Origin of the sequence: Streptomyces sp. NPDC093094 (assembly GCF_044754345.1) — a bacterium.
Classification (GTDB): Bacteria; Actinomycetota; Actinomycetes; order Streptomycetales; family Streptomycetaceae; genus Streptomyces.
In genome coordinates this window covers 59,996-84,634 of the sequence record NZ_JBIVOX010000021.1, presented here as the reverse complement: position 1 = coordinate 84,634, position 24,639 = coordinate 59,996, and the positions used below count along the sequence as shown (strand labels likewise).

At 73.0% G+C, this 24,639-nt stretch carries 17 protein-coding genes; 10 read left to right on the top strand and 7 right to left on the bottom strand.

Annotation, left to right across the window (positions count from 1 at the left end; translation table 11 throughout):
• Positions 1-209 precede the first annotated feature (209 nt).
• Both ACIQGV_RS33065 and ACIQGV_RS33060 read left to right on the top strand, forming a co-directional pair.
• Complete coding sequence (locus ACIQGV_RS33065; RefSeq protein WP_402501279.1) at positions 210-2,234, top strand: SpoIIE family protein phosphatase; 2,025 nt, start codon at positions 210-212, stop codon at positions 2,232-2,234.
• Between the two features lie 220 nt (positions 2,235-2,454).
• A complete protein-coding gene (locus ACIQGV_RS33060) occupies positions 2,455-5,298 on the top strand; it encodes a BTAD domain-containing putative transcriptional regulator (RefSeq protein ID WP_402501276.1) in 2,844 nt (947 codons plus the stop codon).
• 47 nt (positions 5,299-5,345) lie between these two features.
• On the opposite strand, the gene ACIQGV_RS33055 is transcribed toward ACIQGV_RS33060, so the two are convergent.
• Positions 5,346-5,822, bottom strand: a complete 477-nt coding sequence (locus ACIQGV_RS33055) for a helix-turn-helix domain-containing protein (protein WP_402501273.1) — start codon at positions 5,820-5,822, stop codon at positions 5,346-5,348.
• Positions 5,823-6,130: 308 nt separating this feature from the next.
• Here ACIQGV_RS33055 and ACIQGV_RS33050 point away from each other — a divergent pair, with 308 nt between their 5' ends.
• Positions 6,131-6,667, top strand: coding sequence for a hypothetical protein (locus ACIQGV_RS33050; RefSeq protein ID WP_402501270.1), 537 nt, complete (start codon positions 6,131-6,133; stop codon positions 6,665-6,667).
• Positions 6,668-6,757: 90 nt separating this feature from the next.
• A complete protein-coding gene (locus ACIQGV_RS33045; RefSeq protein WP_402501267.1) occupies positions 6,758-7,705 on the top strand; it encodes a hypothetical protein in 948 nt (315 codons plus the stop codon).
• 16 nt (positions 7,706-7,721) lie between these two features.
• Here ACIQGV_RS33045 and ACIQGV_RS33040 read toward each other — a convergent pair whose 3' ends face one another.
• From ACIQGV_RS33040 to ACIQGV_RS33020, 5 genes are all read right to left on the bottom strand, one after another.
• Positions 7,722-8,315 (bottom strand): TetR/AcrR family transcriptional regulator, encoded by a 594-nt coding sequence (locus tag ACIQGV_RS33040; RefSeq protein ID WP_402501265.1) that lies wholly within the window; start codon positions 8,313-8,315, stop codon positions 7,722-7,724.
• A 5-nt stretch (positions 8,316-8,320) separates the two neighbouring features.
• Positions 8,321-8,683: a DUF1304 domain-containing protein gene (locus ACIQGV_RS33035; protein ID WP_402501263.1), complete on the bottom strand. Its 363-nt coding sequence runs from the start codon at positions 8,681-8,683 to the stop codon at positions 8,321-8,323.
• Between the two features lie 157 nt (positions 8,684-8,840).
• Positions 8,841-9,938: a MerR family transcriptional regulator gene (locus tag ACIQGV_RS33030; RefSeq protein WP_402501261.1), complete on the bottom strand. Its 1,098-nt coding sequence runs from the start codon at positions 9,936-9,938 to the stop codon at positions 8,841-8,843.
• Between the two features lie 409 nt (positions 9,939-10,347).
• The gene (locus ACIQGV_RS33025; RefSeq protein WP_402501258.1) at positions 10,348-10,614 is read right to left on the bottom strand and encodes a hypothetical protein; all 267 of its coding nucleotides are present in this window, start codon (positions 10,612-10,614) and stop codon (positions 10,348-10,350) included.
• A 56-nt stretch (positions 10,615-10,670) separates the two neighbouring features.
• Positions 10,671-12,437, bottom strand: coding sequence for a serine/threonine-protein kinase (locus tag ACIQGV_RS33020; protein WP_402501256.1), 1,767 nt, complete (start codon positions 12,435-12,437; stop codon positions 10,671-10,673).
• 309 nt (positions 12,438-12,746) lie between these two features.
• Between ACIQGV_RS33020 and ACIQGV_RS33015 the strand changes: the two genes are divergently transcribed.
• Positions 12,747-14,243, top strand: coding sequence for an IMP dehydrogenase (locus ACIQGV_RS33015; protein ID WP_402501255.1), 1,497 nt, complete (start codon positions 12,747-12,749; stop codon positions 14,241-14,243).
• Positions 14,244-14,418: 175 nt separating this feature from the next.
• On the opposite strand, the gene ACIQGV_RS33010 is transcribed toward ACIQGV_RS33015, so the two are convergent.
• Positions 14,419-17,499 carry a glycosyl hydrolase gene (locus tag ACIQGV_RS33010; protein WP_402501252.1) on the bottom strand — a complete coding sequence of 1,027 codons (3,081 nt, stop codon included), beginning with the start codon at positions 17,497-17,499 and terminating at the stop codon, positions 14,419-14,421.
• 284 nt (positions 17,500-17,783) lie between these two features.
• Here ACIQGV_RS33010 and ACIQGV_RS33005 point away from each other — a divergent pair, with 284 nt between their 5' ends.
• From ACIQGV_RS33005 to ACIQGV_RS32985, 5 genes are all read left to right on the top strand, one after another.
• Complete coding sequence (locus ACIQGV_RS33005; protein ID WP_402501249.1) at positions 17,784-18,836, top strand: LacI family DNA-binding transcriptional regulator; 1,053 nt, start codon at positions 17,784-17,786, stop codon at positions 18,834-18,836.
• A gap of 886 nt (positions 18,837-19,722) precedes the next feature.
• The gene (locus ACIQGV_RS33000; protein WP_402501246.1) at positions 19,723-21,024 is read left to right on the top strand and encodes an ABC transporter substrate-binding protein; all 1,302 of its coding nucleotides are present in this window, start codon (positions 19,723-19,725) and stop codon (positions 21,022-21,024) included.
• 151 nt (positions 21,025-21,175) lie between these two features.
• Positions 21,176-22,123 (top strand): carbohydrate ABC transporter permease, encoded by a 948-nt coding sequence (locus tag ACIQGV_RS32995; protein WP_402501385.1) that lies wholly within the window; start codon positions 21,176-21,178, stop codon positions 22,121-22,123.
• Positions 22,120-23,022: a carbohydrate ABC transporter permease gene (locus ACIQGV_RS32990; protein WP_402501243.1), complete on the top strand. Its 903-nt coding sequence runs from the start codon at positions 22,120-22,122 to the stop codon at positions 23,020-23,022. The genes ACIQGV_RS32995 and ACIQGV_RS32990 overlap by 4 nt, the downstream gene beginning before the upstream one ends.
• 63 nt (positions 23,023-23,085) lie before the next feature.
• The gene (locus ACIQGV_RS32985; RefSeq protein WP_402501240.1) at positions 23,086-24,486 is read left to right on the top strand and encodes a GH1 family beta-glucosidase; all 1,401 of its coding nucleotides are present in this window, start codon (positions 23,086-23,088) and stop codon (positions 24,484-24,486) included.
• The last annotated feature ends 153 nt before the right edge of the window (positions 24,487-24,639 follow it).

Sequence of the window (24,639 nt, the reverse complement as noted above, 5' to 3'; positions counted from 1 at the left end):
CGGGTGCCGCGCCGCCGTCGCGTCACCCGTTCGTACGGCAGGACGGGCGGCCCGCGCGCCGCGCGGCCAGACTGCTGGCAGCCGCCCGGACCGCCGAGGGCGTACGACGAGGAGAGGCCGCACCGCCCTCGGGGGCACAGACGGGCCGTGTCGCACAGCGGGACGGACCGCACGCGCGTGGATCTTGACGTCGACACAGGCAGGTGGCGATGCCGGCTCATGGTGACGAGGACGACGACGGCCTGGCAGGGCTGGGCGATGTCGTCCTGGACGCCGTGTTCACCCAGGCGGACGTCGGTCTGCACGTGCTCGACCCGCAGCTGCGCGTCCTGCGGGTGAACTCGGTGGCCGTCGGCATGCGCGGTGTCCCCGAGGACGCCGTCGTCGGCCGCCCGGCGACGGACGTGTACGCGTCGCTGGGAGTGCACGTCGACGAGGAGGTGTTCCGCGGAGTCCTGGCCACCGGCAGGCCGGTGCGCGACATGCTGGTGAGGGCCCGGCTGCCGGGCGACCCGAGACGTGAGCACGCCTTCTCGATCTCGCTGTACCGCCTGCGGAGTGCACCCGGCCGCACACTCGGGCTCGTCGTCACGGCGGTGGACGTGACCCGGCGGGAGCGTGCGCAGGCCCGGCTGGACCTTCTGCACAGGGCACGGGAGGAGATCGGCAGCACCCTGGACGTGGAGCGCACGGCGCGCGAACTGGTCGACGTGATGGTGCCGGGGTTCGCGGACAGTGCCGTGGTGGCGCTCACCGACGCGGTGCTCCGGGGAGCGGACCCCGAACTGTCGTCGCGCGACGGGGCGATGCTGCTGCGCTGTGCCGCGGCTGCCGGCAGCCATGCCGAGTGGCCGTCACCGCCGGTGGGCGCGGTGCTGCTGCCGGGCCTGTTCGGCCCGGAGCCGCCCACCTCGCCCGCCGTTCTCACGGTCCCGGTGCCGGGGCGCCCCGGCGGGGACGGCACGGCCCGGGAGGGGCTGCTGCTGGTCGCTCCCCTGTCGGCGCGGGACCAGGTCTTCGGAGCGGTCGCCTTCAGGCGCCTCCCCGGCGCCGAGCCCTTCACCGCCGGGGACCTGGAACTCGCGGCCGGTGTCACCACGCGCACCGCGATCAGCCTGGAGAACGCGCTGCGCTTCACCCGCGAGCACATCGTGATGGCGGCGCTGCAGAGCTGGCCGCCGCGCCAGGAGCGGGAGACCCAGCGGGCCGCCGAGATCGCCCAGCGGCACCGCCCCGGCGGCAGCGGCGCCGGGTCCTGGTTCGACGCCCTGCCGCTGCCCGGTGCCCGGGTGGCGCTGGTCGTGGGACTGGTCGAGGACCCGGGGCCGAGCGCGGTCGCCACGATGAGCCGCCTGCGGACGGCGGTCCACAGCCTGACCACGCTGGACCTCGACCCGCACGAGCTCCTGGCCCGGCTGAACGCCACGGTGCTGAGGCTCGCCCGTGAGCAGGGCGACACCGCGGGCATGGGCGAGCCGACGGCCCACTGCACGTTCGTCGTCCATGACCCGGTCAGCGGGCGGCTCGACATGGCCCGGGCCGGCCGGTCGTTGTTCGTCATCGTCCGCCCGGACGGCTCGGTGGACACGGAACCCCTGCCTCCCGGGCCGCTGCTGGGGGAGGAGGGCCCGCCTTTCGCCAGCGCCGGCGTCGTCCTCGCCGAGGGCAGCACCCTCTGTCTGGCCTCCCCCGCACGCGCCGCGGAGGAGGGTCCCTCCACCGCGGCTCTGGCGGCGGTGCTCGGTCCTCCCGGGCGCGACCCGCAGGCACTGGCGGACGACGTGGAGGCGCTGCTGGCCCCCGACCGGGTGCTGCTCGTCGCCCGGACCCGGCGACTGCCCGAGGAGGACGTGGCCGAGTGGCAGGTCCAGCCCGAGCCCCGGGCCGTCGGCGCCGTCAGACGCCGGGCCGGATCACGCCTGCGGGAATGGGAGTCGGTGACCGATCCGTGGATCGCCGAGCTCGTGGTCAGCGAACTGCTCACCAACGCCGTCCGCTACGGCGCCCCGCCCTTCGCCCTCCGGCTGATCCGGGGCGAGCTGACCCTGATCTGCGAGGTCGACGACACGACGCTCGCCGCCCCGCATCTGCGGCACGCCAAGGCGGCGGACGAGGGCGGCCGCGGGCTGCACATCTGCGCCACGCTCGCGCAGAGCTGGGGCGTGCGCTACCGGGAGGACGGCAAGACGGTCTGGGCCGAACTGCCCCTGCGGCCGACACGGCACGGCAGATAGGGCTCCGCGGGAGGCGGGAGGCGGGAGGCGGGAGGCGGGAGGCGGGAGGCCGTGCGGCACGCACGCGGCCCGGGGACGGGGGAACACGCGGCCCGGGGACGGGGGAAGGGGAGGGGTGCGCGGGACCGTGCGGCGGTGATCGTCTGTCGGTGCCGAGACGTACGATGGGCCTTCGGCGGGACCGTCCCGGCCCCGTCCACTGTGATTCGGGGGAGGCACGGTGGTGAAGTTCGGCCTGCTCGGCCCACTTCTGCTGCACGACGGGACCGGGCTGCGGCCGGTGTCCGGTCCCAAGGTCCGGGCGCTGCTCGCCGTGTTGCTGCTGCGGGCCAACCGCACCGTCTCCAGGGACGCTCTGAAGGCGGCACTGTGGGGCGACGACATACCCGCGAGTGCCGATGCCGCGCTCGCCAACCACCTCACGCGGCTGCGCAGAGCACTGGCGGCCACCGCCGAGGAGGGCGAGGCACGCCTGCTGACCGTGGCGCCCGGCTACCAACTCGTCGTGCACGAGGGGGAGCTGGACGCCGACGTCTTCGAGGCCCGGCTGCGCGAGCTGCGGCGTGCCCACCGGCGCCAGGACTGGGACGCGGTCGTCCGGGACGGCGTGGCCGCACAGTCGCTGTGGCGCGGGACGCCTCTCGCCGATGTGTCACCGCTGGCGGAACAGGACGAGCCCATGCTCCGCGTGCACCAACTCGTCGAGGAGCGGCTCCAGATGCTGGAGCTGAACTTCGACGCCGAACTCCGGCGCGGACGGCGCGAGACCCTGATCGGGCCCCTGACGGCACTGGTGGCGGAACACCCGCTGCAGGAGCCGTTCCACGTCCTGCTCATGACGGCCCTGGACCGGTCGGGCCGCCGGGCCGACGCGATCAACGTCTTCCACGGACTGCGCCGCAGTCTGTCGGACGAACTCGGAGTGCCGCCCGGCGCCGACGCCCGGCGGGCCTACGAGAGCCTGCTCGCCGGCGACGGACCGGGAGCCGCTCCGCACCACCCCCACCTGCCACCGCCCTTCCAGGTGCCCTGCGACGCACCGTCGTTCGTCGGCCGGGCCGACGAGGTGAAGCGGGTGTCGGACCTGCTCACCGCAGCCGACGGAGCCCGGGCCGACGGCGAACGCCAGGTCAGAGCGGTCGTCGTCGCGGGAATGGCGGGAGTGGGCAAGACCGCCCTGGCCGTGCACGTCGCGCACCGGATGCGCACCGCGTTCCCGGACGGCATCCTCTACGCCGACCTGCGCGGCTACTGCGCCGGCCGGCCGAGGCCGCCCGGTGACCTCATCCCCCGGTTCCTGTCCGACCTGGGCATCCGCCACGGCGCCCTGCCCGACGACCTCGACGACCGCGCCCTGCACCTCCAGCAGGCACTCGCCGAGCGCCGTGTCCTGCTGCTCCTCGACAACGCGCGCGACGCGGCCCATGCGGCGCCGCTCCTGCCGACCCGCGGGCCCAGCGTGGCCCTGATCACCAGCCGTCACCTCCTGCCCGACCTGCCGGGCGCCGCGAGGGTCCCGCTCACCCCGCTGCCGTCCGAGTCGCAGTGGGAGCTCCTGGCCGCCCTGTGCGGGGAGAAACGCCTCCTCGCCGAGCCGGCCGCGATGGACGAGATCCTGGCCGCCTGCGGCGGACTGCCCCTCGCCCTCACCGTCGTGGGCGCACGGCTGACCTCCCGCCCCGCATGGCCCCTCGCGCTGCTCGCCGGCCGGCTCACCCCCCACCAGGGCCGCCTGGAGACGCTCTCCATGGGGTCCGTGGACGTGGAGCGGACGTTCGCCGTGAGCCACCTGGCCATGCGCGACAGCCCCGAGCCCCTGGAACGCGAGGCGGCGCGCGCGTTCCGGCTGCTCGGGCTCTGGGCGGCCCACCCGGTGACGCCGCGGTCGGCGGCCGCCCTGTTCGACGTGACCGCGGAGAAGGCCGCGTCGCTCCTGGACCTGCTGGCGGACGCCCATCTCGTCCACAGCCCCGCACCGGACCGCTACGCACTGCACGATCTGCTCGGTGAGTACGCCGTACGGCTGGCCGCCGCCGACGAGCCCGAACCGGAACGGGAGCAGGCCGTCACCCGTCTGCTGGCCTGGTACGCGACGGCCGTGGCCGCCGCCTGCCGGACCGCCACCGGGGAGACACAGTCACCACCGCCGCTCGGCGACGCCGTCCCCTGGGAAGTGCCCGCCTTCGCTGACGACACGGAGGCGATCCGCTGGTCCGCGCAGGAACTCCCCGCCGTCCAGGAGGCCGTGGAACGGGCCGCGGAACTGGGCCGCTCCGACATCGCCTGGCGGCTCGCCGTGGGCCTGTTCGGGTACGCCACCACGCACTGGTGGACGGGGGAGTGGGACGCCTGCCTGGCCCGGGCGACGGAGATCGCCCGGGCCCATGACGACCGTCTCGGGCAGGCGTGGCTGCACCGCCGGATCGCGGTCGCCCACGGCATGGCATACCGCAGCGAGGCCAGCCTGGAGCATCTGCGCATCGCCCTGGCGATGTTCACCGAGCGCGGCGACCTGCGGGCCCAGGCGTCGATCCTCGGCAACATGGCGGCGGCCCACGGCGTGGCCGGCGACGCCGAGCAGTCCCTCCTGCACGCGCGGCGTTCTCATGAGCTGTACACGGAACTGTTCCGTGAGACACCGGATCCGCGCGCCGAGGCGCTCTCGCTGAGCCGTCTCGCCGACGCCCGTCAGATGCTCGGCGAGTACGCGCAGGCGGCCGAGGGCCATCGGCGCGTGGCCGAACTGCTCAGGGCGTCGGGCCGAGGGGTGTTCCTCGCCACCAGTCTGACCAGGCTCGGCGACTGCCTGGCGGCCCTGGGCCGCCGCGAGGAGGCGTTCGACGCCCTCGCGGAGGCGCTGGGGATCCGGCAGCGGATGGACGACCACTCCGGCACCGCGGACTGCCTGCTGTCCGTGGCGAAGGCCCATGAGCGCTTCGGCGAACGGGCCGAGGCACGGGCGAACTGGGAGGCGTGCCTGGAGCTCGGGCGGCGGCACCGGCTCGTCACACGCGTCGAGGAGTGCCTCGCGGCCCTGCACCGCATGACGGAGCAGGGCCACTGAGACATCTCTGCGCCGCGGAGACGTCTTTGGACCCGTTCCCGTCGGCGTCAGGCCGAGGCGCACCGGCCGCCCGTGCAGTGCGGGTGTACGACGGCGAGGGTGAGGAGACTGCCGAGAGCCGCAGCGGCCGCGGACACCAGGGCCCACGCCCGCAGGTCGGCCCTGGTGAGGTGGCCCGGGCGGCCGGTCCGGGTCCGGACGGGCCCGTGCGGCCCGGCCCCGACGGCCGGCTGCGGCGTTCCGTGCCCGGTCCAGGTGAGGGCGACACAGCGTTCGTAGCGCGCGAGCAGCGGCCGCGCGTCCTGGTGCGCGGCGGCCGCGAACTGTTCGACCGCGACCCTCGTCGGCACCTGCTTGTCGTTGAGGAACCGTTCCCAGGAGGACCGGCTGTAGTGGGTGCGCTGCGCCAGCGCCGCATAGCTCAGGCTCGTCGTCTCCTTGATCCGTTTCATCTCGGTTCTGAGGTCGTCCCACGGATTCGTCTCCGTCCGCGGACACCCCGTGCCGCCACAGTCGTGCGTCATGGCGCGTTCTCCCCGTCTCCGGCCACTCGTACCTTGCAGCGCATGATCGCTCCGGCGCTCAACGGGCCGCCAACATGCGCTCAATGCCACGGGCCGTCCCAGCCGTTTCTCCTGCTCCTCCCGCGTTCCGGGCCGGATCCTGGGACGTCCCTGGGACGTGCGGGACGCCAGGAGGACGGGTCCGGGCTCCTAGGGTTCCTGGAGTCGGCACGCCGTCGGCCGGCCGGCGCCGGCCGTCGCCTTCGGCCGCCGCACCCCAGCCATCGCGGTTCAGCCACCGCAGTTCAGTCCCGCGCGAGGAGACCATCGTGAACAGCAACCGCCCGCAGCGCCGCGGCCACCGGATCCGCCGGCTCGCCGCCGCATCGCTCACCGCCGTGGCCGTCCTGGCGGGCGCGTCCCCCGCCCTCGCCGAGGGCGACCCGACCACGGGCGGGGCGTACGACCAGTGGCAGGCCACGAACTCCTCCGGCCAGACGGAGCAGTGCGCCGAGCACTCGGACGACTTCCGGTTCCGCTTCTACTACCGGCAGAACTACGGCGGCGCCTGGGTCAACATCGGCGCGAACATCTGGGACCTGAAGTCGGAACCCACGGGCTACGGTTCCCGGCCGCTGCTGTTCTGCGGCGGCTCCAGCGACGGCAAGGGCCAGCAGGTCGCGAACAACTCCGCCTCCGCCTACAACTGGTACGACGGCTACTGCGCCACCGTCTACTACTACGCGGGCTACTCGGGTGCCTCCCAGGGCCTGTTCGACACCTACTCGCCCCGCTCGGGCCACAACCTCGGAGCGACCCGCAACAACAACCGCTCGATCGAGTTCGCCAGGTGCACCAGGCTCTGAGGCCGGCAGTCCGCACGTCCGTCCGGGGCGAGCGGTCCGCATGTCCCGCCCCTCTCCCGCCCCGCCCCGTTCCACCGGAAGGACCACCCCATGCCCCGGCGCCGCCGCAGCGGACCGCTCCTGGCCGTCGTGCTGGCGGCAGCCACCGCGGCACTCGTCGTGACGGCATGCTCCCCGGAGCGGGACGGGGCCGCCCCGCCGGACGTTCCGCGCGACGCCCCGGACACCTCCGGCTGGACACTGCCGCTGTCGGCGTACCGGCCCACCGAGGCCGAACGGCACACCCTCGTGCGCGCCGAGACCGTTCTCGTCCGGTCCTGCATGAAAAGGTTCGCCGTCGAGTGGCGGGCACCTGACGAACTCCCTGTCGTGGGACCGCGCAACAGCATGGACTGGCGCTACGGGATCCACGACGCCCGGCTCGCGGCCACCCGCGGTTTCCAGCCGGACGCCGCCCAGCAGCAGCGCTACGACCTCGCGCTGCACGCCGCCGACACACGCCCCCGTCTGTCACCCGACGAGGAGGTCGTCCTCGGCGGCACCGGCCTTCCGCCCGAGGCACTGGCGGCCGCCGGGGCGGAGGTCCGCGGCGGCTCGTACCACGGCCGGAGGATCCCCGAAGGGGGCTGCTTCAGCGAAGCGCGCCGCCGGCTGGGGACCGTCACCTACGGGACCTCGCCCCTGGTGTCCGAGCTGTACGGCCGCTCCTTCGCCGAGGCGACGAAGGACCCCGCGGTGCGGGGCGTGTTCCGCCGCTGGTCGGCCTGTATGAAGAAGAGCGGCTTCGTCTACGAGGATCCGCTCCGGCTCTTCGACGACAAGCGCTTCGGGCGGGAGCGCCACACCGTCACCGGGACGGAGATCTCCGTCGCCCTCACGGACATCGGCTGCCGGGGCAGTCTTCGCGTCGCCCGGACCTGGCACGCGGCCGAGACCCGGGTCCAGCGGCAGTACATCCGCGCCCACTCGGACGAGCTCGAAGCCGAACGCCGTTCCCTGAAGCGCGCGCTGGCCTCGGCGCGGACGGTGCTCGGGTGAGGGGCCGGGGGACGGCTCACCGGCTCCGGTGGAGGGCGGACAGCAACTGCCAGATCTGGTCGGCGACCTCCTCGGGCGAGGCATCGAGGAGACCGTGCAGCCAGTCGGCCAGCACCCCGGCGAACGTGGCGGTCACCGCGGAGGCGACGAGAGCCGCGTCCGGGGCGCCCGCACGCTCGCGCTCGCGAAGGCTGTAGGCCCGCAGGTCACGGTGGAGCACCCGGCCCAGCGGGCCGCCTCCGCCGGGCAGCAGAAGCGCCCGGTACAGCGCGGCGTGCGGCACGAGACCGGCGAAGAACGCGGCCAGCGCGGGCGGGGCGTGCACCGGGTCCGGTCGTCCCTGCCAGGCGTGCAGCGCCTCCACCGCCTCGTGCACGACGTCGGCGCAGGCGTCGACCGCCAGCGCCTCCAAGTCGGGGTAGTGGACGTAGAAGGTGGCCCGGCCGACCCCCGCCCGGCGCACCAGCGCGGCCACGCCGACCTGTTCCAGCGGCCGCTCGGCGCACTCCTGCAGCAGGGCCGCGCGCAGGCGGGCCCGGGTCCGGGCGGCCCGTGGGTCCTCGGGCGCGGGCCGGGAACCGGTACCGCCGTGATGCTGATCATCTGTCACGCGGCTCAGTGTGCCGCGAGGACCGCGGCCAGGGCGAGCGCGCCGGGCAGCGCCTGGACCGGCAGGATCCTGCGGTTCGCCGTCGCCGCGCCGAAGACGCCCGCGACGACCACGCAGCACAGGAAGAAGACCTGAGCCCGGAACCCCGTCGGATCGTCGGCCACCAGTCCCCACACCAGCCCGGCCGCCAGGAACCCGTTGTAGAGCCCCTGGTTGGCGGCCAGCGGCGCAGTCGCCCGCGCCGTCTCCGCGTCGAACCCGTGCAGCGCCCTCCCCTGCTTCTTCCGCCACAGGAACATCTCCAGAACCAGGATGTACGCGTGCAGAGCCGCCACCAGTCCGACCAGCACGCCTGCGAGTGTCTCCATGCGGTATCGCCCTCCCTTTCTTGGACAGGTGTCCAGAATAAATGGACAGGTGTCCAGGAAGGCTGCGGGGCAGCTGTCGTATGGGTCACATCCCGCAGCGGGACGGGACCCATCGCCCCGTCCGGTCCGGGCACCTCCCCGAGGCCGCCCGGCCGGATCAGGGAGACTCCCCGCCGTACGTCGTCCATGGCGGGGGAGGGGCGGCGGTGCGGTGGTCGAGGGCGGCCGTCATCCTCACCGCCTCGCCCAGGCCGCGCGGCCGCAGCAGTTCCGGCGCGCCGCGCAGTCCCCACCCCGGCCCGCACAGCAGGACGTGACTGCGGGTGCGGGCGCCGTGGACACCCCAGCGGCTCGCCGCGATGTGCCGGGCCAGCGGAAGGTCGGCGGTGGCTCGCGACTGGGACCACAGCGCCACGCAGACGGGCCCGGCCCGTCGCACGGCGGCTTCGAGGGCCTCGGCAGGCACGGAGCCGCCCAGCATGAGGACACGCCTGCCCCGCTCGGCCAGCACGGCGGTCAGCGCCTCCAGGGGCAGCGTGTGCTGCTCGCCGGGAAGGCACGCCAGCAGGGCGGGACGGGTGTCCGCGGGTCCGCCGTGCACGGCGGCGCGGGCGTAGGCGTGGCGCAGCGCCACGGAGATGTGCCAGGACAAGAGGTGCTCGACCTCCACGTACCGGTCCTCGCTCGACTCCCACTTGCGCCCGACGGCCCGCAGCGCCGGGGTCAGCACCTCTTCCCAGGCGGCGGTCAGGCCGTACGCCTCGACGGCTGCCGTGATCTGCCCGTGCACGGCCTCGGCGTCCATCCGTACCGCCGCGTGGGCGAGCCCCCGGCAGCGCCGGCGTGTGTCCGCCACGGAACGGGCGCTTCTTCGGTGCGCCGGGCCGAGGGACGGCGCGAGGGCCGGGGGGACGGACGGGGCGGACGGACGGGCGGACCCGGGCGCCGCGGCCGGATCGGAGGCCGAGGCCGGAGCCAGGTCCCGCCCGGCCGCGTGTGCCTTCGCCGCGTGCGCCTTCGCGGCACGCGCCGCTTCGGCCGGAGGGACGCCGTCCGCGGTCAGGCGGCACATCTCGTGCACCATCTCGACGTCCTCGGCCGTCCAGCGCCGGTGCCTGCCCTCGACCCGCTCGGCCGGTCCCAGCCCGTAGCGCCGGTCCCAGGAACGCAGGGTGACCGGGGAGATGCCGAGCTTCTGGGCGAGGGCGCCCGTGGTGACGCCCGCGCCGGTGGTCCGGTCCTGGTCCACGTCCATCGTCTGCCTTCCGCGCCGCAGCGGACATGCCCGGTCAGGGCTGCATGTTCCGTTCGCCGCCGGGGCGCGGTACGGATGCGCGTCCGTGTCACACGCTCCCTCGCACGGCCGACGGCCGAGCGGCCCGGCTCATGCGGCGGCGTGGTGCGGAACGTCCGCCGAATCGATGCGTGTCCTCCTGCCGCATCGTCCGCGCATCGGAGTCGGCCGGTCCCGACGGCCTCGGCCTCGACCGCGAGCAAGGCGTCACCGGCACCGTCCACGTGCGGGGCGGCGCCGACGGCAGGAACCCTCGCGGTGCCGGCCCGCGCCCCGGCGGACGGACTCACCGCGCACCGCGCCGTGGTCCGCGGCCGTGCTCGGCACCAGGACGCCCCGTGGCCCCGGAGGCGGCGGGCACACCGGTGAGTCAGCGGCCGATGCCCGCGAGGGGCCCGCCCGTCGCGAGCCGGGCCGTCACCCGTGCCGCCGCGTCGCCGGGCGCGCGCACCGCCGGCGTGCGGCCGGGACGGGACGCGCTCACGTCCCCGGTGACCACCAGGCCGGTGACGGCACGGCTGCCCGCCGCGAGGACGTAGGAGCGGCCGGCCGACGACCGCCAGGACGTCACCGCGGCCACGTGCTGCCCGAACCGGCTGCACGCGGCTGTCGCCGTCTCCCGGCCCACCACGCGCACCCGATCTCCCGCGGCCGGCGGGAAGGCGCCGCCGCGCCGGGCCCGGCAGCCGGTCGTCAGTCCTCGGCCGGATACACGTCGGTGACCTTGCCCTTCAGGTTGGCTCGCAGATAGCCGCCGCCGTACTCGTCGGAGAGGTGGACGGCCAGTGCCATCGGGTCGCCGAACGTGTCGTCGGCGGGCTCGACGATGACGTAACGCAGCGTCGGCTTCTTCACGTTCAGGTCCCTGTCCGCCCGCTCCAGCAGGGGCGGCAGGACGTCCCAGTCGACGTCGTCCAGGTCGAACGGGCGGTCACCGCCGATGATCGAGCTGCTGATGATGCCCTTCTCGACACCCGTGCCCGGGCGGTAGGTGTAGCTGTCGTACTTGGTGTTGCTGCCCTTCACCATGATCTCCGCGGACACGTAGTCCGGATAGACGGTGAAGTCGCACGCGCGGTCCGTGCCGGTCGCGGCCTTGATCTCCTTCACGGCCGTACGGATGCCGTCGGGCGTGAGCAGACCGGCCTTCGTGTCGATCTGGGGCACCGACGACGCCGGACGGGACGCGGTGGGCGACTTCGGGGTCGGGTCCGCCGGACCCGTCGAGGTCGGTCCGGGCGCGTCGGCCGCCGTGTCACGGTCCTTGGCGCCTCCGTCCGGCAGCAGGGACCACACCAGGACTCCCACCAGGACGGTCCCCACGACGGACGAGGCGATCGTGACCCGGGTCCCGGCGCGTCCGCGCGGCCGTGGCGTCGTCGGCCGGGTGGGGCCCGCCGGATAGGGGGTCGGCGGTGCGACGGGACCGGGTGCGCCGTGGTGCGGGGCGGGCGGCCCGAAGCCGGCCGGAGGCGGACCGAAACCGGCCGGCGCGGCCGGGGGGAAGGGCGTGGCCGGGGCGGAGGGCATGCCCGTCGGCCCCGCCGGAGGCGTCAGCCGGTACGAGGTGGTCCCGGCGGCTCCGTCCGAGGGGCCCCGGGCACCCGGGACCGGGTCCCGGCCCTCGGCCGCTTCCGCGAGCATCCGGTCGGCGCCCGCCGCGTCCGGCCGGGCGGCCGGGTCCTTGACGAGCATGGCGGTCAGGAAGCCGGTCAGCGGACCGGACCGCACGGGCGGCGGAAGCTCCTCGCTGAGGAGGGCGGCGAGCGTCGCGAGGGTGGTCGCCCTGCGCAGCGGGTGATGTCCCTCGACGGCGACGTACAGCATCATCGCCAGCGACCACAGGTCGGAGCCCGGACCGCCCTCGTTGCCGGAGATGCGCTCGGGCGCCATGAAGTCCGGCGTGCCGATGACGGACCCGGTCGCGGTCAGGGCGGTCGACTCCCTGATGGCCGCGATGCCGAAGTCGGTGAGGACGGGGCGCTGGTCGGGCCGCATCAGGACGTTGGCGGGCTTCACGTCGCGGTGCTGGATGCCGACGTCGTGCGCGGCGCGGAGCGCGGCCAGCACCTCGCGGCCGATGCGGGCGGCCTCGACGGGCGTCAACGGCCCCTTCGCGAGCCGGTCCTGGAGAGATCCGCCGGTCACCAGCTCCATGACGAGCCACGGGTAGGTGTGCTCCCCGCCGTCCACCACGTGGTGGATGGTCACCACGTTGGGGTGGTCCACACGGGCGAGCGCCCGCGCCTCGCGCAGCACCCGCGCCCGGAGCATCGCCGCGCCCTGCGGGTCGTACTCGGCGAGACCCGGATCGGGCGGCCGTACCTCCTTGAGCGCCACGGCCCGGTCCAGGACCAGATCGCGGGCCCGCCACACCATGCCCATGCCGCCGCCACCGAGCCGCGCCTCCAGCTCGAAGCGCCCGTCTATGACCCGTCTGCCGGATTCTCCGTCGTTCATGGCCGGGAGCCTACGAGATGCCGCTGACACCACCGCACGCAGGTGGCTCCGGCTCGGCGGCGACAAGCCGTGCCGTGCGGGTCCCGCCGCCCCCGGGCGAGCCGCCGATTCGTGCGACGGCGGGGTCTGTCGATAGGGTGCCGGGTCAACGACCGCACCCCGTTCGATCCACGGGCCGGTCAGGGCTCTGCCGCAGTGCGTGGCATCTCCACGGCTGTCGTGCCGGTCTCTGCCTGCCCGGGCCCTGTCCGACGGGGGCGATCCTCACGGCGGGGCAGCCGGCCCCGGCCGACCGGTCAGGAGGAACGAGTGGCACAGATCATCGCCGAGGTCTCACGGACGTTCAACGAGTTTCTGCTTCTGCCCAACCGGACACGGACAGACTGCTCGGCCGCGACCGTCGACCTGCGTACGCCCCTGGTACGGCACATCGCGGGCGAGACGTCGGCGATCGAGCTCCGGTCGCCGTTCACGTCCGCGATCATGCAGGCCGTCAGCACGCCCGAGCTGGCGATCGCGCTCGCGCGCAACGGCGGTCTGAGCTTCCTGCACCACAACCAGTCGGTCCAGGACCAGGCGGCGGCGGTCCGCCAGGTGAAGAACTTCAAGGCCGGATTCGTCACCAGCGACACCAACGTCCGCCCCGACGACACCCTGGGCGTCCTCGCCGACGTCATGCGCCGCACCGGGCACAGCACCGCCGCGGTCACCCACGACGGGACCGCCGGCGGCCGTCTGCTCGGCCTGGTGACCTCGCGGGACTTCCACCCCCAGCGCCACGACCTGGACGGACCGGTCAGCGGCCGGATGACCGCCGTCGCCGAACTGGCCCACGCCGGAGCGGACATCACGCTCTCCGAGGCGAACGCGCGGCTGTGGGACGAGCGGCTGGACTGTCTCCCGGTGCTCGACGCCGAGGGCCGTCTCCAGCATCTGGTGTTCCGTTCCGACTACACGGACAACAAGCGGTTCCCCCACCAGCTCGTGGACGCCACCAAGCGGCTGCGCGTGGGCGCGGGCATCAACACCCACGACTACCGGGAGCGCGTCCCGGCCCTGCTGGAGGCGGGTGCGGACGCGTTGTGCTTCGACTCGTCCGACGGTTACAGCGACTGGCAGGCACAGGCCCTGAACTGGGTGAAGAAGCACTACCCGGAGATCCCGGTCGGCGGCGGCAACGTCGTCGACGGCGAGGCGTTCACCTTCCTCGCCGAAGCGGGCGCGGACTTCGTCAAGGTCGGCGTCGGCGGCGGCTCCATCTGCATCACCCGGGACCAGAAGGGCATCGGCCGCGGCCAGGCCAGCGCCGTACTGGACGTCGCGGCGGCCCGGGACGCCTTCCTCGACCGCACCGGCGAGTACGTGCCGATCTGCTCCGACGGCGGGCTGGTGCACGACTACCACGTGGCCCTGGCCCTGGCGATGGGCGCCGACTTCGTCATGATGGGGCGCTACTTCGCCCGCTTCGACCAGGCCGCCGGCGCGAAGCTGCCCACCCGCGACGGCTTCGTGAAGGAGTACTGGGGAGAGGGGTCGAACCGCGCCCGCAACTGGCAGCGCTACGGCCAGGGAGGCCAGGGGCTGCTCTTCGAGGAAGGCGTGGACGGCTACGTCCCCTACGCGGGCGACCTCGACGAGGGGCTCGCCCTGACCGTCGCCAAGCTCAGGACCACGATGGTCTCCTGCGGCTCCACCACCCTGCCGCAGTTCCGGTCCTCGGCCCGGCTCACCCTCGTGTCGGACCAGAGCTTCCAGGAGAGCCACGCCAACGTCACCCTCCGGGACACCCCGGCGTCGTCCTCCTGACGAACATGCCTGATCACAGCGGGAGATGAGCGGCCGGGCAGCGTGATGCGGGACGGTGAGGGCGGCGAGTCCCGCCTCGACCGACCCCGCTCGACGCGGAGGGCGGACAGCGGACGGCCCCGGGACCGGAAGAGTGGGGTTTCCGGTGCCGGGGCCGCCTGTGCCGCAGGTCAGGTCACACGCTGGTGAACGGGATCGTGAGGACGGAGCCCGAGCCGACCTGGAGCGTGGACGGGCCGTTGCCCAGCGCGCTCCAGATCTCCACCCGGACGGTGCCTCCGCTCAGGTCGCCCAGGGTGCCCGAGGAGGACTGCAGGCCCTGGCGCGCGGCGGAGTAGTCCTCCCAGCCGGTGACCGGGTCGGTGGCGAAATAGCGGTACGTCTCGACGCGGTCGAACGTGCCGTCACCGGTGAGGTCGTACGACACCCGCGCCTGCTGGGCGTGTCCCACGGCGGTCCCGGCGTCCACCTTGAACGTGAACGCCGTGGCGGTCCCCGCCTTCAGGGTGCCGCGGACGTTCTTGACCTCGTACACCAGCGGGTTGCGCGGTGTGCCGTCGTTGTTCGTGCCGCCGGCGGACGGGATCGTGGCGGTGGAGGGCGAGGGCGCCGCGGTGGTGGCGAGCGCGCCGCCCGGCTGCGGGTAGAAGGTGCCGCCCGTGACGGGAGTGCCGCCACTCGTGGTGACGGTCACCGTGCCGCCGGCCGGACCGGTCTGGTCGGCGGTGTCGCGGGCCCGGACGCTGTAGGTGTACGTGGTGCCGGCGGTTAGGCCGCTGTCGGTGTAGCCGGTCGCGGTGACGGTGGCGACCTTGGCGTCGTTCCGGTACACGTCGTAGTTCTTGACGCCCTTGTCGTCCGTCGCCGCCGCCCAGTCGAGGGTGACGGACGTGGCCGTGACGCCGCTCGCGACCGGGGTGCCCGGCGCGGTGGGCTTGGCGTCGGTCGGCGGGACACCGGTGCCGCCGCAGAGCGTGGAGAGCACGCTGTCGTCGCCCCGGCCGGACGCGGTGGACCTGGCCGGCACATTGAGGACGGCGCCGTCGGAGAACCGTACCGAACACGCCTGTGCGCCGTAGTTGTGCGCGGCGTAGGTCCGGGTGCCGTTCTTCGCGAACGCGACCGCGGTCGGCATGTTGGCCGTGACGGTCATGTCCGGTGCGCCGATGGCGTTCAGGGTGGCGATCCAGTGGTAGGTGTGCGCCTTGCTCTCACCGCCCTCGGGGGTGTAGCCGCTGTTGCCCTGGTTCCAGGCCGTCATCGCGTCGGCCGGGTCGGTGAGTGCTCTGACCTGCCAGAAGATGTCCCGCCACTCGACGGCCGGGCCGCCGTTCTCCCGCTCCATCTCGGCCATGCTGCGGCGGAGCATGTCCTTCTCCCGGGCCAGGTGCAGCGAACCGCCGGTCAGAGGAAGGAAGTTGATGCCGTGGATCTCCTCCGGGTTGGCCGTCCACCAGGTGGCGTAGCCGGCGCCGCTGCTCCACACCATGCCGGCGACGTCGTGGGTGAAGTTCGCGGGGTAGACCTGCTGGTCCGCGTCGAACCAGTACTGGGCGATCGACTCCGACTCGGTCATCAGCATGTACACGCCCTGGTCGCGCAGGGCCTTGTTGCCGGTGGCGGAGCCCCACATGATCAGGCCGGCGCTGAGGTTGATCGACTCCGAGGAAGACTCCTGGTTGTTCCCGGCGGCGAACGCCTGGTGGCCGGCGGCCCAGCTGTGACCGGCGTAGACGTCGAAACCGCGCAGGAAGGGGTACTTGCTGTCGTTGCGCGCCGGGTTGGCGGAGTCTCTGATCAACTCCTTGACCATGCCGCCCCATTCGCTGTCGGCGGCCCACTGGGCGTCGTACTGCGCCACGATCGCGGCCGCCATCACGTAGTACGAGTAGTGGAAGTGGTGGTCGTTGAGCTCGGTGTCGCTGCCGTACGACGCCGGGTAGCCGATGAGGGTGCGCCAGTCCTGGTCGTAGGAGAACTCCGAGGCGCCGCCCGCGGTGAACCACTCCTGAAGGCGCCCCTTGACCAGGGCGAGGAGCCGGTCGCGCTGGGCCGTCTCACCGATCTGGTCCGCGAGGGGCACGAGCTGGGCGAGTCTGCCCAGGGCCTTGCCGGTCCAGTAGGTGTCGGTGGCGCCGCTGAACGGGTCGCTCTGCGCGAGGACCTCGTCGATGTACGCCTTGAGTCTGGCCTTGTCGACGCCCGTGGAGCCGGGCAGCCCCGGCAGCACGCCGTTGACGTCCTGGACGGTGGTGAAGGACGTGCCCTCACGGACCTTCATCTGCCCGCGCGGCGAGACGTACGTGTAGCCGGTGAGGGCGTCGGAGGTGTGCATCCACTGGTGCCGGTACAGCGCCTGGAACGTCCCCCTCTCGGTGCCCTCCTTCGCCTCGGTCGTCAGCGAGTAGGTCGCCTTGACCTTGCCTTCGCCCTCCAGGTACTCCCAGCCGACCGTGGAGCCGGTGACGAAGCTGAAGGCGTACTTCCTGAAGTCGGCGAGGGCGCTCGTGCTGGGCAGCACGGCCAGGGAGAAGTAGTTCTTGGAGCCGAGGTCGGCCCGGATGTCGCTGCCGGACACCGTCCAGTCGGTGCCGGTGGGGGAGAACAGCGCGTAGTGGTGGCCGGCGATCGTGACGCCGAGGACGTTGCCCTGGTCGGCGAAGACCGTCGGCGCCGAGGCCGTGGTGATCCGGGCCGCGCCGCCGGAGCCCTGCGCGTACACGTACGGCAGACCGTGGCCGACGGTCGTGCGCAGGGTGCGGGTGCCGTCGTTCCAGTACGGGGTGACGGTCCAGTCGCTCCAGTCGTCCGCCTTGGCGTCGGGGGAGTTCAGCCCCGCGAGGCCCAGGGTCAGGTCGGCCTTGTGCGGGAACTCGTACTGGCGGCCCTCGCCCACGATCTGGTGAGCGGTCGGGTAGCCCACCTCCAGGCCGCCCGACACCGCCTTGTACGTCAGGGGATGTCCGTAGATGTTCTCGGACCAGGGATTGGCCGCATATCGCTGGAAGGCCAGGGAGGACCACCAGTCGTTGGTCGGTACGGGCCGGTCGGCCGCGGCCGCGGTGACCTTCGGCCGGACCGGCTGTCCGTTGTTGTTGGAAGGACCTTGCGTCCCGGCCGGGCGGGTGTCCGAATGGCTTCCCCTGCCGACCGGGACGGTGGCCGCGGAGGCGACGCCGGAGCCGACGGTCGCCGTCAGGGCGGTGGCTGCCAGGGCGGTCACGGACAGCACGGCCAGATGTCTGCGAAGTTTCATGCACACCTCGTTTGAGAGCGCTCTCAAGTCGGCGCAAACGTAGGGGCGTCACCCTGAACGGTCAATAGTTGAAGCAATAGTTGGGGAAGCCGGCCCTGCGGCGGCAGGCTCGGCGGACGGCCGTTGCATGCGATCCCGCGCGTCCGGTCCGGCCCGTTTCGCGACCGCGTTCCGGCGCGGCGCCGGAGGTCTTCTGTGAGCGCTCTCAGGGCGGATGAGCACCGACTATGCTGGCCGTGCCGGACCGGCGGCCAGCGATGCCGCGGACGAGGACGGCGCAGCGGATGCCGCGGACGAGACAGGGAGTCCCTTTGCCCGAGCAGACCACGACCTCCCGCCCCACCCTGGAGGCCGTCGCGGCGCGCGCCGGCGTGTCGCGGGCGACGGTCTCCAGGGTCGTCAACGGCGGCGCGGGCGTACGCCAGCCCCTGGTGGACAAGGTGCTCCAGGCGGTCGCCGAGCTGGGCTACGTACCGAACCACGCGGCCCGCTCGCTGGTCACCCAGCGTCATGGAACGGTCGCCGTGATCATCGCCGAGCCGGAGTTCCGGGTGTTCTCCGACCCGTTCTTCGAGCAGCAGCTCCGGGGGATCAGCCGGGAACTGACCGCCCACGACATCCAGCTCGTGCTCCTGTGGGTGGAGAGCGTCGCCGACCACGAGCGGATCGGCCGATACCTCGCCGCCGGGCACGTCGACGGGGCCCTCGCGTTCTCGCTGCACAGCGACGACCGGCTGCCCTCCCTGATCGCCAGGAGCAGGGTGCCCGCGGTCTTCGGCGGCCGCCCCGGGCTCGGCTCCGACCTGGACGTCCCGTTCGTCGACTGCGACAACCGGGGCGGCGCCAGGGAGGCGGTGCGGCATCTGGTCGCCCTGGACCGGCACGCCATCGCGCACATCGCCGGACCGCGTGACCAGACCTCCTCGCTCGACCGGCTCGCCGGGTACTACGACGTCCTGCTCGACGCCGACCCGGCGCTGCTGTCCCAGGGCGACTTCACCGAGGAGAGCGGGGCCCGCGCCATGGCCGAGCTGCTCGACCGGAGGCCGGACGTCGACGGGGTGTTCGTGTCCAACGACCTCATGGCCCTGGGAGCGCTGCGCACGCTGCGTGAGCGCGGACGGCGGGTGCCGGACGACGTCGCCGTCGTCGGCTTCGACGACATGGACTCGGTCGTCCTGAAGAGCGACCCGGCGCTGACCACCGTGCACCAGGACGTCGAGGGCATGGGGCGGCTGATGGTGAAACTGCTGATGAGGCTGCTGGACAAGACCCACGACTCCGGCGCCGCGTCCCTGATCACCCCCACGGAACTGGTCCGGCGCGCCTCGGCGTGAGGGGCCGTGAGGAGCCGCGTGCGGCTCCGTGTGCGGCTCTGTGTGCGGCTCGTCCGGTGACGCGCGGGTCCAGCCGGCGACCGGCCTCGCCCGGGGCGGTGACCGGCCTCGCCCGGAGGGGCCGCCCGCCCTCGTGTCCCGCCCCGGCGCGGGCTCTGAGCAGGGGCTCTCCGCCCGGCTGCGGCCGCCTCCGCGCCCCCGTGCGCCTTTCCGGCGGCGGGGCTCCGGTCGTCCCCTGCGCGGGCGCCGCGCCCGCACGTACGCCGTCGGCCTGCCGTCGAGCTGCCGTCCCGTCGGCCCGGCCCTCGGCCGGCCCGCGTGAGGATGCGACCGCCTGCGCGGGCACGCACGCCGCGGCCCGTTGCGGTCGCAGTCGTCGGCGGGCCGGTCCGTGGCCTCGTGTGAGGTTCCGGACCGGCGTCGTGCGTCTGCCCGTTGACCTGCCGTTCTCCCGCGCCGGGCGTCGCGCCGGTCCACGTCGTCCGTGCGCACCCTGGGCCTGCCCGCCTGCCCGCCTGCCTGCCCGCCCGCCTGCCCGCCTTCGACCCGGTCTGTCCGTGCTCTCCGGCCGTCGCCTTCGCCGCCGTCGGCGGGCCGGTCCGCGCCGCCCGGGAGGGTTCCCGGGCGCCCGTGGGCGCGTCCCTGTCCGCCGGCCCGGCGGATCCACCGCCCCCGTCCGGGGACCCCTTGCACACCCCTGACCTGCGCGCCCTTGCCGGCAGGCCCCCGTGGCCATCTCTCGAAGGCGGAGCCCGTCTCACCGCCGATTCCAACCTGTTACGCCTTCAAGGCTTGACGGATCTCTCTCGTCGCAGGCACGCTCCAATCGCATTCTTGAGAGCGCTCTCAAACGCTCTCGCTCGACCGGAGCCAAGGGAGGCTTCCCATGCCCATCGCCCGAGCCACCAGGAAAACCGCCGCCCGTCTGGGGGCGGTCGTGCTCACCGGGGCACTGCTCGCCGCCTGCGGGAGTTCGGACACCGAGTCCACCAGCGGCGCGGGCGGCAAGGTCACCCTCACCGTGGACCTCTTCGGCTCCTTCGGCTACAAGGAGGCCGGCCTCTACGCGGAGTACGAGAAGCTGCACCCCAATGTCACGATCAAGCAGACGGACACCGAGGACGAGGCCGACTACTGGAAGTCGCTCCAGACCCGGCTGGCCGGCGGCGGCGGTCTCGCCGACGTCCAGGGCATCGAGGTCGGCCGTATCGCCTCGGTCACCCAGCAGCAGGCGGACAAGTTCGAGGACCTGAAGAAGTACGGCGCCGACTCGCTCAAGGACCAGTTCGCCGAGGCCAAGTGGGCCGCCGCGACCGGCAAGAACGGCGAGATCCTCGGCCTGGGCACCGACGTCGGCCCCGAGGCGATGTGCTACCGCGCCGACCTCTTCAAGAAGGCCGGACTTCCCACCGACCGCGAGGAACTGGCCAAGCGCTGGTCCACCTGGGACGGCTACCTCGCGCTCGGCAAGCAGTACAAGGCGAAGGCCCCCGCCAAGAGCGCCTGGCTGGACAGCATCGGCAGCCTCTACTCGATCATGATCGGGCAGCACGAGGAGCGTTACTACAACGCCTCCGGCGAGCTGATCTGGGAGAAGAACCCCGCCCTGATCGACGCGTGGGACCACGCCGTCGAGGCGGCTGACAGCGGCCTGAGCGCCAAGCTCGACCAGTGGTCGCCGCAGTGGAACCAGGCGTTCGCCGCGGGCTCCTTCGCCACCATCCCGTGCCCCGCCTGGATGCTCGGCTACATCAAGGGCCAGGCCGGTGACACGGGCAAGGGCAAGTGGGACATCGCGGCCCTCCCCGGTGGCTCCGGCAACTGGGGCGGTTCCTACCTCACCGTCCCGCGCGCGGCCGAGCACAAGAAGGAGGCGTACGAGCTGATCAAGTGGCTGACGGCGCCCGAGCAGCAGGCCAAGCTCTTCCGCAAGCAGGGCAACTTCCCCTCCTCCACGGGCGCGATCGAGCAGGTCGCCAAGACCACGGACCCCTACTTCTCCGGCGCGCCGATCGGACAGATCTTCGGTGACGCGGCCAAGTCGGCCCCGGTCCAGGTCCTCGGTGTGCACGACCAGAACATCAACCAGCAGATCACCAACGCGCTGAGCGAGGTGGAGCGCAAGGGCACCTCGCCCGAGAAGGCATGGTCGAACGCCAAGAAGGGCGTCGAGAACACCCTCGGCTGACCGGACCGGCCGGGAACCCGCGCGGGATCCCACGCCCCGATCCGCCGCACAGGCACCCTGCGCCGCCCCGGTCCGTCAGGCCGGGGCGGCGCAGGGACCGACCGACCGCCTCCACCCTCTCGAAGGGCAGCACGTGACCCTCACCGAACCCATGACCCCGGCGCCCCCGGCGCCGCTCGCCCCGCCCCCGCGATCCGGCGCCGTCCGGCGCGCCTGGCAGAGGTTCTCGCCGTACGCCTACATCGCCCCGTTCTTCACCCTCTTCGCGGCGTTCGGCCTCTTCCCCCTGATCTACACGGCGTTCGTCTCCCTCTACCGGGTCGAGCTCCAGACCCCCGGCGACATGGAATGGCGGGGATTCGGGAACTACACCGCCCTGTTCGGCGACGAGTTCTTCTGGACCGCCCTGCGCAACACGTTCACCATCGGTGTGCTGTCCACCGTGCCCCAGCTGGTGATGGCTCTCGGTCTGGCCCACCTGCTCAACTACAAGCTGCGCGGCCGGACGTTCGTGCGGACCGCGATGCTCCTGCCGTACGCCACCTCGGTGGCGGCCGCGACCCTCGTCTTCGCCCAGCTCTACGGCCGTGACTTCGGCCTCGTCAACTACGTGTTCGGGCTCGTCGGCATCGGCCCCATCGACTGGCAGAGCGGCACCCTCGCCTCGCAGATCGCCGTCTCCAGCATCGTCGTCTGGCGCTGGACCGGATACAACGCGCTGATCTACCTGGCGGGCATGCAGTCCATCCCGAGCGAGCTGTACGAGGCCGCGGAGGTGGACGGGGCCTCCAAGTGGCGGCAGTTCGTCCATGTCACCCTGCCCGGACTGCGTCCGACGATCCTGTTCACCGTCGTCGTCTCCACCATCGGCGCCACCCAGCTCTTCGGTGAACCGCTGCTGTTCGAGGGATCGATCTCGGGCGGCATCGCGCACCAGTACCAGACGCTCGGCCTCTACCTGTACGAGCAGGGCTGGGGCTTCTTCCACCTGGGCCGGGCGGCCGCCATCGCCTGGGTGATGTTCCTGCTGATCCTGGCCCTGGTCGGCGGCAACGCCCTGATCGCGCGCCGCCGTTCCCGTAAGGAGGCCGGCCGATGACCGCGCTCGCCGACCCGCCGACCGTCCGGCCGTCCGAGGCACAGCCCCCCAAGAAGCGGCGCCGCTCCTCCGGGGCCGGCCGCACCCTGCACGCCGGGCCGTTCGCGTACGCGGTCCTGGTCCTGGCCGTGCTCGTCTCCGCCTTCCCCTTCTACTGGACCCTGGTCGCGGCCAGCCGGTCCAACGCGGACCTGGCGAAGGTGCCGCCCACGCTGGTGCCCGGCCCGCACCTGATCCGCAACTTCGAGGCGGTCCTCGACGAGGCGGACATCGGCAAGGCGCTGCTGAACTCGCTCATCGTCTCCGGCTCGATCACCGCCGGCACCGTGCTGTGCTGCACCCTCGCCGGCTTCGCCTTCGCCAAGCTCCGCTTCAAGGGCCGCAACGCCCTGCTCGCCGTGACGGTGGGCACGATGATGATCCCGCCCCAGCTGGGAGTGATCCCGCTGTTCATGCTGATCGCCGAACTGGGCTGGGTGAACCAGCTCCAGTCGGTGATCCTGCCGGGCCTGGTCTCCGCGTTCGGCGTGTTCTTCATGCGGCAGTACCTCGTGCAGTCCCTGCCCGACGAGCTGATCGAGGCGGCCCGCGTCGACGGCGCGTCGACCGCGAGGATCTTCTGGTCCATCGTGGTGCCCGTCGCCCGTCCGGGCATGGCCGTGCTCGGCCTGCTGACGTTCATGGCCGCCTGGAACGACTTCTTCTGGCCCATCGTCGCCCTGTCCTCGCAGGAGCCGACCGTGCAGGTGGCGCTCCGTCAGCTCGGCGGCGGCTATGTGCACGACCAGTCCGTGATCATGGCCGGCACCCTGCTCGGCACCCTCCCCGTCCTGCTGGTCTTCGGACTGCTCGGCCGGCAGATCGTCGGCGGCATCATGCAGGGCGCCGTCAAGGGCTGACCCGCCGTCGAGGGCTGACCCGCCCACCCCTTCCGCCCCCTCCTCACCTGGAGCCGTCACCCGATGACCTCACTCGACACCCGCAGCACCACCACCGACGTGCTGCGTTTCCCGCAGGGCTTCCGCTGGGGCACCGCCACCGCCGCCTACCAGATCGAGGGCGCCGCCGAGGAGGACGGCCGTACGCCGTCCATCTGGGACACCTTCAGCCGCACCCCCGGCAAGGTGCGCAACGGAGACACCGGCGACATCGCCGCCGACCACTACCACCGCCTGGACGAGGACATCGAGCTGATGCGCCGGCTCGGCGTGTCCGACTACCGCTTCTCGGTCGCCTGGCCCCGGGTCCAGCCCACCGGACGCGGTCCCGCCGTGCAGCGGGGCCTCGACTTCTACCGCCGGATGGTCGACGGACTCCTCGACGCGGGCATCCGCCCGGTCGCCACGCTCTACCACTGGGACCTGCCCCAGGAACTGGAGGACGCCGGCGGCTGGCCGGAGCGCGACACCGCGTACCGCTTCGCGGAGTACGCCGGCATCGTGGCCGACGCCCTCGGCGACCGGGTCGCGACCTGGACGACCCTCAACGAGCCCTGGTGCTCCGCCTTCCTCGGCTACGGCAGCGGAGTGCACGCCCCGGGTCGTACGAGCCCGCTCGCCTCGCTGCGCGCCGCCCACCATCTCAACCTGGCGCACGGCCTCGCGGTCGGCGCCCTGCGCCGGGCCGTGCCCGTCACCGCGCAGGTCTCCCTGACCCTGAACCTGCACGCCGTCCGGCCGCTCTCGCCGGACCCCGCCGACGTGGACGCGGCCCGCCGGATCGACGCCGTCGGCAACCGTGTCTTCCTCGACCCCGTCTTCCACGGCCGGCTGCCCGAGGACCTGGTCCGCGACACGGCCGCGGTCACCGACTGGTCGTTCGTCGAGGACGGCGACCTGGCCACGGCGTCCGCGCCGATCGACGCCCTGGGCATCAACTACTACTCGCCGACCGTCGTCGGCGCGGGCTCCTCCGAGAGCCCCTCGCCCTGGGCGGGCGCCGAACGCCATGTGCGCTTCGTGCCCGCCCCCGGCCCCCGCACCGCCATGGACTGGCCCGTCGACGCGGACGGCCTCCACTCCCTGCTGCTGCGCCTGCGCGACGAGCTGCCGCGCGTGCCCCTGATCATCACCGAGAACGGGGCCGCCTACGACGACTACGCCGACCCGTCGGGGCATGTGAAGGACCCGGAGCGGATCACGTATCTGCGGGCGCATCTGGCGGCGGTGCACCGGGCGATCCAGGACGGCGCCGATGTGCAGGGCTACTTCCTGTGGTCCCTGCTCGACAACTTCGAGTGGGCCTACGGGTACAGCAAGCGGTTCGGCATCGTCCACGTCGACTTCGCCACCCAGCGGCGTACGTTCAAGGACAGCGCCCACTGGTACGCGGACGTCATCGCCCGCGGCGGCATGCAGGTCTGACCCGTCTGCCCCGCGACGTCCCTCCCGCTCCCGGGCCGCCCGCCGCCGGAAGCGGCGGGCGGCCCGGGTACCCGGCGGCCGCCGGTCCGCGGCCCGGACCGGCGGCACGCGGGCCGGTGACACGAAGGGCGGCGGCCACGGCTCCACCCCCTG

What these genes read in the sequence shown, in the direction of transcription:
- ACIQGV_RS33065 (WP_402501279.1), top strand. Translation starts at nt 210, where the DNA reads ATGCCGGCTCATGGTGACGAGGACGACGACGGCCTGGCAGGGCTGGGC.
- ACIQGV_RS33055 (WP_402501273.1), bottom strand. Translation starts at nt 5,822, where the DNA reads ATGACGCACGACTGTGGCGGCACGGGGTGTCCGCGGACGGAGACGAAT.
- ACIQGV_RS33045 (WP_402501267.1), top strand. Translation starts at nt 6,758, where the DNA reads ATGCCCCGGCGCCGCCGCAGCGGACCGCTCCTGGCCGTCGTGCTGGCG.
- ACIQGV_RS33035 (WP_402501263.1), bottom strand. Translation starts at nt 8,683, where the DNA reads ATGGAGACACTCGCAGGCGTGCTGGTCGGACTGGTGGCGGCTCTGCAC.
- ACIQGV_RS33030 (WP_402501261.1), bottom strand. Translation starts at nt 9,938, where the DNA reads ATGGACGTGGACCAGGACCGGACCACCGGCGCGGGCGTCACCACGGGC.
- ACIQGV_RS33020 (WP_402501256.1), bottom strand. Translation starts at nt 12,437, where the DNA reads ATGAACGACGGAGAATCCGGCAGACGGGTCATAGACGGGCGCTTCGAG.
- ACIQGV_RS33010 (WP_402501252.1), bottom strand. Translation starts at nt 17,499, where the DNA reads ATGAAACTTCGCAGACATCTGGCCGTGCTGTCCGTGACCGCCCTGGCA.
- ACIQGV_RS33005 (WP_402501249.1), top strand. Translation starts at nt 17,784, where the DNA reads ATGCCGCGGACGAGACAGGGAGTCCCTTTGCCCGAGCAGACCACGACC.
- ACIQGV_RS33000 (WP_402501246.1), top strand. Translation starts at nt 19,723, where the DNA reads ATGCCCATCGCCCGAGCCACCAGGAAAACCGCCGCCCGTCTGGGGGCG.
- ACIQGV_RS32995 (WP_402501385.1), top strand. Translation starts at nt 21,176, where the DNA reads ATGACCCCGGCGCCCCCGGCGCCGCTCGCCCCGCCCCCGCGATCCGGC.
- ACIQGV_RS32990 (WP_402501243.1), top strand. Translation starts at nt 22,120, where the DNA reads ATGACCGCGCTCGCCGACCCGCCGACCGTCCGGCCGTCCGAGGCACAG.
- ACIQGV_RS32985 (WP_402501240.1), top strand. Translation starts at nt 23,086, where the DNA reads ATGACCTCACTCGACACCCGCAGCACCACCACCGACGTGCTGCGTTTC.